Genomic DNA, 3502 nt, shown 5'->3' on the forward strand with positions numbered 1-3502 from the left:
TTGCCTACATCCCGGTCCGGCTTGGCGCCGAGGGTTTCGATCCGACCTGGGCCGGGCTGATCATCACCGGGCTTTCGGCCGGCGGGCTCGCCGGCTGCATCTTGACCGGACCGCTGGTGCGAAGGGTCGGCCATGCCCGCGCCTTCATGGTGCTGTCGGCGCTGATCGCGCTGGCCAACGCCGCTGTCGGCGCCGGGGTCCTTCCGCTGCTGTGGATAGCCGCCCGCGCGCTCTACGGCTTTGCCATATGCGGCCTGTTCATCGTCGCGCAGAGCTGGCTGAACGATGCGGTTGCCAACGCCATCCGCGGCCGGGTGATGGCTTTCTTCTACGTTGCCTATGTCGCCGGGCTCGGCGTCGGCTACGCGACGCTAGCGCTGGTCGATATCAGGACAGCGGATGCGCCGCTGATCGGCATCGTCTTCACCGCGCTGTCGATCCTCCCTGTCGGGATGACCAAACTTGCCCAGCCGCCGGCGCCGCAGGCGGCCTCGGTGGCGCTGCGCCGTGCCTGGCGGGTTTCACCGGTCGGCGTCGCCGGCATGCTTGCCGTCGGCGGCCTGTCGATGTCGATTGCTGGCTTCGCACCGATCCACGCCACGGCCAAGGGCTACAGCCAGGCCGACGTGGCGCTGCTGCTTTCGGCGATGCCTCTCGGCACGCTGATCCTGCAGATCCCGCTTGGCTGGATTTCCGACCGAACCGACCGCCGCTATGTGCTGATCGCCGCATCCGCGCTCGCCATGGTCGCCGGCCTGTTTGCACTCGGGTTCGATGGCGGCGCGCTGGCCGCGTTGGTTGTGATCTATATCGTGTGGGACGGCGCTTCGGAATCGATCTATTCGCTGGCCAGTGCGCACGCCGCCGACCGCGCCGGCAAGGACGACATGGTGGCGCTGTCCAGTTCGCTTTTGTTTGCCTGGTCGCTGTCGGGCTTCGTCGTGCCCGGCATCGTGACGGCGCTGTCGGCCGTCTTCGGAACGCAGGCTTTCATCTATGTGGCTGTTCTCATCGCCGCAGCCTTCTGCCTGTTCGTGCTTTTGCGTGTGTTCACGACGCGTGCGGTCCCGGTCGGCGAAACCGGCAGTTTCGCACCGATGACGGCGCAGGCGCCGTTGCCGGTCGAACTCGCCTTCGCACCGGACGATGAGGGCCGGCACTGAGCCACCCGACTATTGTCGACGGGCTTCCGGCGACGGGGCTTCCGGTGGCGGCAGCGGGATCGATATGCCTTCGCTATCGAATTCCTGTTTGGCGCGCTTGGTGAGATCGGTCTGGGTGGCGAAGAAGTCGGCCGACGATGTCCAGTAGCGCAAGGCAATCGAAACAGTGCTGTCGCCCAATGTCGCGACGAAAGCGATCGGTGCCGGCTCACGCTTGACCCGCCGTTCGGCGGCGGCAATGGCAAGCAAGGTCTTTTGGGCCCTGTCGATGTCGTTCCAGGAGCCGATGCTGAGCGTGATGTCGCTACGGCGCACGCCATTGCGCGAAAAGTTGCGCACCGGCTGGTTCCACAGCGTCGAGTTGGGCGCCAATATGTAGACCCCGTCGGCCGTCCTGAGCTTGGTTGCGAACAGGCCGATCTCCTCGATCGTACCGGCAATCGAACCGACCTCGACGGACTCGCCGATGCGAAACGGCCGCAGCGCCAGAAGCATGATGCCGGCCGCGATGTTCTGCAGCGTGCCTTGCAACGCCAGGCCGATGGCGAGGCCAATGGCACCGATCGCGGCAATGATCGAGGCCGTCTGCACGCCGAACTGGCCGAGCACCATGATGGTGACGAGGATCAGGATGGCATAGCGGACGATCTTGGAGAAGAAATGCCGCAACGTCGCGTCGAAACCATGGATATGGCCGAGACCGGCGAAGATCGAACGTTCGGCAAGGCCGGCGACGATATAGCCGACGATCAAGAGGATAACGGCACCGATGGCCGAGAAGGAGTAGGAAACAATCAGCGTGCTCAGTTGGGCGAGGCCAGCCTGGACGCTGAGGAAGGCGTTTTGCGGGTCGATCGGCATGGGGGAAATCCGGTTGGTCGGTGAGCCGATAACCCATGCCGACGGCGAGGGTTCCGATCTTTTCCGGTGTGCGGCGGAACCACAGGAGCGACAATACGTTCGTGCGAGGCAGGGTCCCGTCTTGAAACTGTCAGGGAACTCTGCCTATCTAAGTGGTGTCACCTGCTTCAAGGGGTGATTTGGTTGTTCTTGCTGCGAAAGGAAATACACTGAGAACAGCACTGCGGAAGAAGGCCGATATCATGCCTTCGCCGGCCAGGATCAGCGTAGACGACGCCGTGTCCCGCGCCATCAAGACAGTCCTTGCCAGTCTGGAAGACTCCAAGGCCGAAAATATTGTCTCCATCGACATCCAGGGGAAATCGAGCCTCGGCGACTATATGGTCGTCGCTTCGGGCCGATCGCACCGTCATGTCGCGGCTGTCGCCGATCATCTTCTCAAAGCGATCAAGGATGCCGGTCTCGGCACCGCGCGCGTCGAGGGGCTGTCCGGCGCCGACTGGGTCCTGATCGATTCTGGCGACATCATCGTCCATGTCTTCCGCCCCGAAGTCCGCGAATTCTACAATCTCGAAAAGATGTGGCAGGCGCCGGACCTCGAGGAAGAAACGCTCCACTAAGTCGTTCGCGCGGCTTACAAGGCAAGGATGAAGATATCAGTTCATGCCGTGGGCCGGATGAAAGCCGGCCCCGAGAAGCTGCTGGCCGACCGCTATTTCGAGCGCTTCGCCAAGAGCGGCCCGGCGGTGGGGCTTGAATTTGGCGGCATTGCCGAAATAGCCGAGGGGCGCGGCCAGACCGCCAACGAGCGCCGGCGTGAGGAAGGCCAGAAACTGCAGACGCAGTTGCAGCCCGGCACCGCGCTGATCCTGCTCGACGAACGCGGCAAAAGCTTTTCCTCGGAAGATTTCGCCGGGCGCCTCGGCCTGTTGCGTGACGGTGGCCGCAAGGCGCTGATCATCGCCATCGGCGGCGCCGACGGCCACGATCAGTCGCTGCGCGACCAGGCCGAACTGGTGATGTCGTTCGGATTGCTGACATGGCCGCATCAACTGGTGCGCGTGATGCTGGGAGAGCAGCTTTATCGTGTGGCCACCATCCTTTCGGGACATCCCTACCATCGCTCGTAAGCCGGTGAATTGGTGCGACACACCCGGATTTCCGCCCCAATGCCAACGTAACATTGCATCGAGTGGGCGGTTTCGAACATGGTTGATTGTTCGTTAACGAAGCCACGCATAGAGTCGGGCTTCAATGTCTGAAGACAGAAAATCAAGAACGGGCTCATGGTGCGCGCGCTGCGGCATCGCGGCGGCGGTGCTTGTGCTGTCGCTGCATGTGGGGCGGGCGGAAAACACGCTCGACATGGCTCCCGATCCGGACCAGAGCCGGGCCGAATATGAACGGGTCTCGAAGGAGATCTCGCTGTCGTCGGAACGATTGGCCAAGCTCTCCGCCGACATCGCGACGATCAAGAA

Annotated in this window: 4 protein-coding genes and 1 pseudogene; 4 read left to right on the forward strand and 1 reads right to left on the reverse strand. The window is 63.0% G+C overall.

Going from position 1 to position 3502, the window contains the following annotated elements:
• On the forward strand, positions 1-1163 hold a 1163-nt coding region (locus tag EN991_RS28150), incomplete at its 5' end, for an MFS transporter (protein ID WP_127369977.1).
• A 9-nt stretch (positions 1164-1172) separates the two neighbouring features.
• On the opposite strand, the gene EN991_RS28155 is transcribed toward EN991_RS28150, so the two are convergent.
• Positions 1173-2024 carry a mechanosensitive ion channel domain-containing protein gene (locus EN991_RS28155; RefSeq protein ID WP_013529072.1) on the reverse strand — a complete coding sequence of 284 codons (852 nt, stop codon included), beginning with the start codon at positions 2022-2024 and terminating at the stop codon, positions 1173-1175.
• 242 nt (positions 2025-2266) lie between these two features.
• On the opposite strand from EN991_RS28155, the gene rsfS reads away from it, so the two are divergent.
• From rsfS to EN991_RS28170, 3 genes and pseudogenes are all read left to right on the forward strand, one after another.
• Complete coding sequence (gene rsfS / locus EN991_RS28160; protein ID WP_013529073.1) at positions 2267-2644, forward strand: ribosome silencing factor; 378 nt, start codon at positions 2267-2269, stop codon at positions 2642-2644.
• A 27-nt stretch (positions 2645-2671) separates the two neighbouring features.
• Complete coding sequence (gene rlmH, locus EN991_RS28165; protein WP_013529074.1) at positions 2672-3154, forward strand: 23S rRNA (pseudouridine(1915)-N(3))-methyltransferase RlmH; 483 nt, start codon at positions 2672-2674, stop codon at positions 3152-3154.
• Positions 3155-3278: 124 nt separating this feature from the next.
• Positions 3279-3502: pseudogene (locus EN991_RS28170) on the forward strand (hypothetical protein); the annotation flags it as partial.

Source organism: Mesorhizobium sp. M7A.F.Ca.US.005.03.2.1 (assembly GCF_003997795.1).
Lineage (GTDB): Bacteria > Pseudomonadota > Alphaproteobacteria > Rhizobiales > Rhizobiaceae > Mesorhizobium > Mesorhizobium ciceri.

Excerpts from the sequence above, each read along its gene's own strand:
- rlmH (WP_013529074.1), top strand. The coding sequence starts at position 2,672 with ATGAAGATATCAGTTCATGCCGTGGGCCGGATGAAAGCCGGCCCCGAG.
- EN991_RS28155 (WP_013529072.1), bottom strand. The coding sequence starts at position 2,024 with ATGCCGATCGACCCGCAAAACGCCTTCCTCAGCGTCCAGGCTGGCCTC.
- rsfS (WP_013529073.1), top strand. The coding sequence starts at position 2,267 with ATGCCTTCGCCGGCCAGGATCAGCGTAGACGACGCCGTGTCCCGCGCC.